The organism is bacterium (genome assembly GCA_022616075.1).
In the GTDB taxonomy this organism is placed as follows: Bacteria; Acidobacteriota; HRBIN11; order JAKEFK01; family JAKEFK01; genus JAKEFK01.
In genome coordinates this window covers 1-5,960 of sequence record JAKEFK010000153.1, presented here as the reverse complement: position 1 = coordinate 5,960, position 5,960 = coordinate 1, and the positions used below count along the sequence as shown (strand labels likewise).

Sequence of the window (5,960 nt, the reverse complement as noted above, 5' to 3'; positions counted from 1 at the left end):
TAAAAAATCTACCGGATTCTTTTCTACTTTCAAAGCACCTGCGGTGATTTTATTGTGAAGATTTTCACCCTGGGAAGGCTACTGGATTGTGAAAGATAACATGATGGGAAGTCGATTCTGTATTTGTGCGTTCGGAATCGCGCGTCCAGCTTGAGAAGGTTGTCCGAAGATCTGTGTATCCAAAGAATTCAAAGGCCGTATCGGAAAGTCGGTGGCTGCTCCGCGCAGCCGAGAATGTTCAGATATTGGTCGAAAAAACTTTGGTGCATGAAATTCACTTTCGGTTTCCAAGATTCCTTGTTATTTTTTCTTGCATCTGGTGAATGCTTTGCTGCAATACGGGATCATCCACAACATTTCTTAACTCGAAAGGATCTTTCCGCAAGTCGTAAAAGTGCCGCTCGCTATGATCAACAAATTGTACATATTTCCAGCGATCATCGCGGACCATCTGCCACGAACCACCACCCTCTGGCGGGGCGCGGTTTCCTTCAGAAAAAACCTCCGATCTGGAGGGCTCTTCGCGTGTCAGCAAAGGAAGGAAGCTGACGCCTTTTAATTGAGATGGCGGGGCGACACCGGCTATTTGCAAAATCGTTGGGACAAAATCGACACTGGAAATCAATGAACTAACGGAGATTCCCTTTTCCACTTTACTAGGCCACCGCACGAGTGTGGGTACACGTATAGCCTCCTCAAACCATACACCCTTCTCTTGATATCCATGACTTCCCAACATGTTACCATTGTCACTTGTGACAATGACTAGCGTTTTCTTGGAAAGGTTGAGTTCATCGAGCTTTTGAAGGACACGTCCCAGTTGAGTGTCCAGCTGACTAATGGTCAGATAATAATCAGCCCATTTTTCCCGTTCTACGAAGGCCTGCTGCACCGGCCAACCTTTCGGTGCTTTCATTTTTTCTATGTATGGATTTCGGGGTTTTGTGAGATACGGGGTGTGCGGCGACGTGGTTGCAAGCCAGAGGAACCAGGTTCGCGACTTATTTTTCTCGATGAATCGCAAGGCAGCATCCGCAAAAATGGCAGTAACGTTTCCCTTCACGGTTTTGTTTTGGCCTTCAACTTTGAGTCTCGGATTTTGTTGCTTGCTCCACCAACCGGGTAGATAAACCGGCTGACTCTGGAAACCCCATTTTTGTGGATTGCCGCCAAGGTGTGCCTTACCGATAAATGCGGTTAAGTATCCCGCATCATTCAAATAATGAGCAATCGTTCGGCTACCGTCAGGTAAATCGCCTGATTGATTGTCATAAATTCCAGTTTGATGCGGGTATAAGCCCGTCAAGAAAATGGCACGACTGGGACAGCAAAACGGAGAGGCAATGTAAAAATTTTCAAAAAGAGCCCCCTGCATGGCAAGCTTATCAAAATTCGGTGTCTGAATGATTTCATTACCGTAACAGCCGAGAGTGTCCCATCTCTGATCGTCGGTTAAAACAAATAATATGTTCGGCTTTTCCGGTAAGCGGAGAACAAGAATTGAAATCAGGCCGATCAGGCAAAGGGCTAAAACGATTATGAATTTGGAACGCATTTTAAGAGACTAAGCGAATCAGTATAATAATCGCAAGATTCTGTTTTACGAAGAAACGCGAGTAACGACCTAATTCCGTGGGATTGTCTCAATCACAAACGGAAATCACTAGATCCTTGTGGGCTGGTCGTATGAAGCAAAGTTGACATAATAAAATTTCACGAAAAGTTGCACGTCTTTCCAAGATCGTTGTTAGTATGAAACTCTTTGATCATTTCGATATTTTGAATCGCTGAGTATAAGATTTGAGTTATCGCGCAGCGAAACTCTCTCGTCATTCCTTTAAGATGTCTAGACCGCTCTTTACTTTGTCTGCAATTATTTTCGGTTGTCCGCTTTTTCGGCCTAATGCGTCAACGGCTTGAAACATTAACATCGCTTGTCCAACGGGGTGTCCATCGCCCGTAACGTACACGACAAAACGGCCAAGAGGATCAATGGCAGCGGTTTGGGATCCGTAAGCCGTGTACAACGCCAACCGATCAGGCTCGCCAACTGGCCGAAGGGTATCCGCGTGTAAGACCTGCAGAAATAGTTTTCGAGTTATGATATTAGAATGATACAGCAGAAACCTTAGATCTCCGTTGATTCGCTTACTGATATCTGCTGTAGTTACTCTTCCTTTTTCAGCAATAACAGGCCCTTGGACTGGATTGCCATCGTGATCAAGGGGCTGAAGTACCAAGTTACCCGGGGGGTATCCTATTCCATCCAGAAAGATGAAGATTCTCCCATCCACTGAAATTCCCATTTCGCATGGGCATGTTACAGAATCCGGAAAAAGATCTATTCTTCCGGCGAGTATCTTAGAACTAGATGAGAGAGGGATTCCAACGTATCGCAGTGCATCGAAGTCCTGCTTTTGGATAACTATAAAGTTCTCCTTTTTTCGCTGCGTCACCTGAAGAGCATCACTGTTGAAGGTTAAAAGACCCGTTTCACGTAATGACGACAGACGAAGCGTTTGCTTTTCAATTACGGCGCGAAACACGCGATGCAGTCGCCCATCTTTTTCACGAGCACGAGCATCAGGTAAAAACATAATAAGGAAACGATCCGTTTGAGAAAGTGCCGTAGCTCCAGAAGAAGGGCTCATAAATCCCATACCACCTGGGACAGCTTTCTTTGGCGGGACTAGAACATTTCCTAAAACATCGATTTTCATCACGTAGGGAGGACCAGATCCCTGAATAGTATCGCGAAAACTTATAAACGAGATCCAGTACTCGTCAGGAGCACCGCATAAGGGTTGTATTCCTGCAACGATTGAAAAGAATAAGGTCAAAAGAGCTAGTTTCTTAGTCATTGTGCCCTCACGGATTAGTAGATTGAGCATCCTGAACTGGCGTGCAGAAATCAGGCGTTCCGGTAAAGTTTTCGCAATAGTTTGTCCTGGTAACGCACGCTGTTAAGCCCGTTGCACTTCCACAGAATTTTTCTGGCACGCCATCCGCTAGTGCATTCCAAGCAAAACAATCTACGTAGGGTGTCGGGTTAAGAACATCGTCATACCGACACTTGGTCGGTGTTGTTCCATTGGGTTCTATCACGGCTGCATCTTTAGTGTCATAAAGATGCAGGAAGCCTTTCGCCCGTCCGCAGCTATTGGTGCCTGATTGCGAAACCTGTTGTGCCCATTTTTGAATAAAGCTCTCGTTGAGATCCGACTTTCTTGGCAATACATTATCGCCATCATTATCGTAGATAACAGGTTTCTTGAGGCCAAGAGCATCTTGATCTTTGGCACAAATATCACCCGTGGTGTTGCCCTCTATCCAGGATCTAGAGTGTAGAGTAGTTATCTTGATTTCTGGTGACAAGAAAACCGTAAAATAGTTTGGAAACGTAGTTCCATTGAAAGTGCGGGGTGGGCATGAGGTAGCAGTACAATTCGCAAGTAAGCAAGAATCATCACGGTTGGCAGTCGAACAGGGATGCTCATAAAGTCCACTCGAAGGGCCTTTGACGTTAGCAGCAACTAGATACTCGCCATGAGTTCTAATCCAAAGGCCAATCTGGTTGTGCCATTTTTGAAAATCGGACGTCGAAAAATTAGACCAAGTGCCATCAAAACGAGCTTCGTTCATGACCTGAAATATTACGTTTTTACATTGACTCGTCCCGCCGTTCCCGCAAGCTTTGGCTCTCCGCACAAAATTCACCACACTGTACACATAGTTCTTCTGAATTTTGCCAAGGCAGTTCAGAGAACCATTTGCATTAAAGATCTTATAGAGATTTGGTAATCCACCCTTTGGTAAATTATTGAGAAGTGTGCAGTTTGCGGGGGCAGAATCAATATTATTATTGCTGGGATTCCAAGGGTTGTTCGCCCATTGGTTGTTGGGGGATCCCAAGTTATTCTCATCGAAAAGGTCGATCTTCACGGCGATACCGTTGCGGTCTGCATATTTTAAGAAGTTCTGGAGTCGGGTTTTCCATTTTGTGCTTAGTTGGCTTCCGTCCGTTGTTGCGACATTACTGGAGTTAAGCATTTGGATGTTATATTGGCCGCTTTTGACTGAGAATGGCATCCTCTCCGCCGCACCTTGAAAACCTCCGCAAGGCTCTGGGGGACCAGCTTGAGTGGAACAGGAACTTCCCGTCACTACTAGTCGAATCAAATTGGTACCGCGACTGGAGTTGACAGCTGTCAAAGCGTTATATTGTGCTCTGCTCATGTAGTTGCTGAGGATTGTGCTAGTATCATTGGCGAGCCATTTGTCATCTCTATTCACAAGACCAAAATTACCGGAATAGCCGATCAACCTGGTTTTATGACCGTTCCAGCAAAGAGCTTTGCTTGTGCCGTCACTGAGTGTGAATAGCGTAGCCCCCGTCGGCGCTGTACAGGTTCCGGCGGCCTGGGCCTCGAAGCCTTGCTCTTCAAGCGAGTATACTTGGAATTGGCTTGTATCGCTTTCTATCGAGTATAGAGAAAGCGGCTCAGACAAACAGTTCGCTCGAAAGGACACACTATACTTGCTGGCGACACTTGAAGTTAACGTGAATGTGATCGTTGATGAGTTGACAAGTGTGAAGCTGATGGGAACCTTGTCCACAAAGACGTTCGATATTTGATCGAGGTTCTGGCCGGAGACGGTGATAGTATTGATTGAGCCATCGGATGGAATGAGCGCAGGTGAGACGTTACCAATAGAAGCCGGAAGGCACGACTGATCATCTGCAACCACGACTAGCCGAGGTTTCTGCGCTGTGTTGCCCTGGATGGACGTAAAGTCAACAGACCCGCTGTCTGAAAGGTTCCTTTTCCGTATGATCCATCCATAGGTATCATGACCATTTTGTAGCAATTGCACATCGCTTGTTACATCAAAACTCTTCCAGACTCCAGTTCCATTTTGCTGGATAACAGAATCGGAAGAATAATCCTCGTAATTCCCTCCGGACCAAGTCTCATCGCAATCGGGGGCAGGGTTGGAAAGATCATTATCCGACGGCCAGCAATCGTAGGTCACTCCCGCTTCATCCCAACTTGACAGCATTCGACGCGCATCCAGATAGGCGCCATTTCCCCAGTCATTGAAATTATTTTCGACGTAAAACTCTAGCCTGGCTGAGGAGATATGCTGCCATCCTATCGTGGAGATCATCTGAGCAGGGGAAAATTGAGCCAATACACCGCCCGCTGCCCCAGCGGATTCGATTCTCATTGATGTGTGCAAACCATAATTTATCCCCGTTCCATAATCGTAAGCATCGGAAATTGCTACATCAGCCGTTGGGAAGAAAGTATAGGTATTGTTACTTTGGGCTGTGTAAGTGATTTCTAGAATATTAACCGTTTGATTTCCAGCGATATCCATCGCCGTAACTGTTATTGAATTAAGGCCCACGGCAAGAGATCGGCTGCAACTAAATGACCCTGCAGAGTAATTTGCGGGAACTCCATCGCAAGTAATTGAAGATATACCAGAAAGCGAATCTGTCAAAGTCCCGCTTAGTTGAACGGAGTTTTGATGTACTACGGCCCGATCCTGAGGAGAAAGGATTTGTAGAGCAGGTTCCGTGCTGTCCAAATTAATGATGAGACTAGTATTTGCGGAATTGCCAGCATTATCCTGCGCGGTTCCTGTTACAAGTTGATTTGCTCCTTCAGTCGAAACGGTAACAGGTGATGAACAGGACTGAATGCCTGAAGCAGAATCGGAACAAGTAAACGTAACTGTAACATCGGTGTTGTTCCATCCTGCACCATTTGCAGCAGGATTTGCTGCGGCAGTTATCGTTGGAGGGGTATTATCATTAACCGTTAATAGGAGTTGGGGACTATTTTGCGAGGTTCCCTCCCTAGAGGTATATCCAATTACACCCATCGCTGTATCTGGTGGGGTGTTTTTCTTCAGTAACCAACCAAAGTTCGAGGTGCCTGATAAAAAAAGGC

General features: G+C 46.0%; 4 protein-coding genes. 1 reads left to right on the top strand and 3 read right to left on the bottom strand.

The genetic code is table 11. From position 1 onward, the window contains the following. Positions 1–274: 274 nt before the first annotated feature. From L0156_12395 to L0156_12385, 3 genes are all read right to left on the bottom strand, one after another. Positions 275–1,555 carry a sulfatase-like hydrolase/transferase gene (locus tag L0156_12395; GenBank protein ID MCI0603800.1) on the bottom strand — a complete coding sequence of 427 codons (1,281 nt, stop codon included), beginning with the start codon at positions 1,553–1,555 and terminating at the stop codon, positions 275–277. Between the two features lie 274 nt (positions 1,556–1,829). Next, positions 1,830–2,861 (bottom strand): hypothetical protein, encoded by a 1,032-nt coding sequence (locus tag L0156_12390; protein ID MCI0603799.1) that lies wholly within the window; start codon positions 2,859–2,861, stop codon positions 1,830–1,832. A gap of 7 nt (positions 2,862–2,868) precedes the next feature. Continuing rightward, positions 2,869–5,382, bottom strand: a complete 2,514-nt coding sequence (locus tag L0156_12385) for a DNRLRE domain-containing protein (GenBank protein MCI0603798.1) — start codon at positions 5,380–5,382, stop codon at positions 2,869–2,871. 325 nt (positions 5,383–5,707) lie between these two features. Between L0156_12385 and L0156_12380 the strand changes: the two genes are divergently transcribed. Further along, a partial coding sequence (locus tag L0156_12380; GenBank protein MCI0603797.1) for a hypothetical protein occupies positions 5,708–5,960 on the top strand: 253 nt, incomplete at its 3' end.

Bases quoted from the DNA above. Each gene is read 5' to 3' on its own strand.
- L0156_12395 (MCI0603800.1), bottom strand. From the start codon at position 1,555: ATGCGTTCCAAATTCATAATCGTTTTAGCCCTTTGCCTGATCGGCCTG.
- L0156_12385 (MCI0603798.1), bottom strand. From the start codon at position 5,382: ATGGATATCGCTGGAAATCAAACGGTTAATATTCTAGAAATCACTTAC.
- L0156_12390 (MCI0603799.1), bottom strand. From the start codon at position 2,861: ATGACTAAGAAACTAGCTCTTTTGACCTTATTCTTTTCAATCGTTGCA.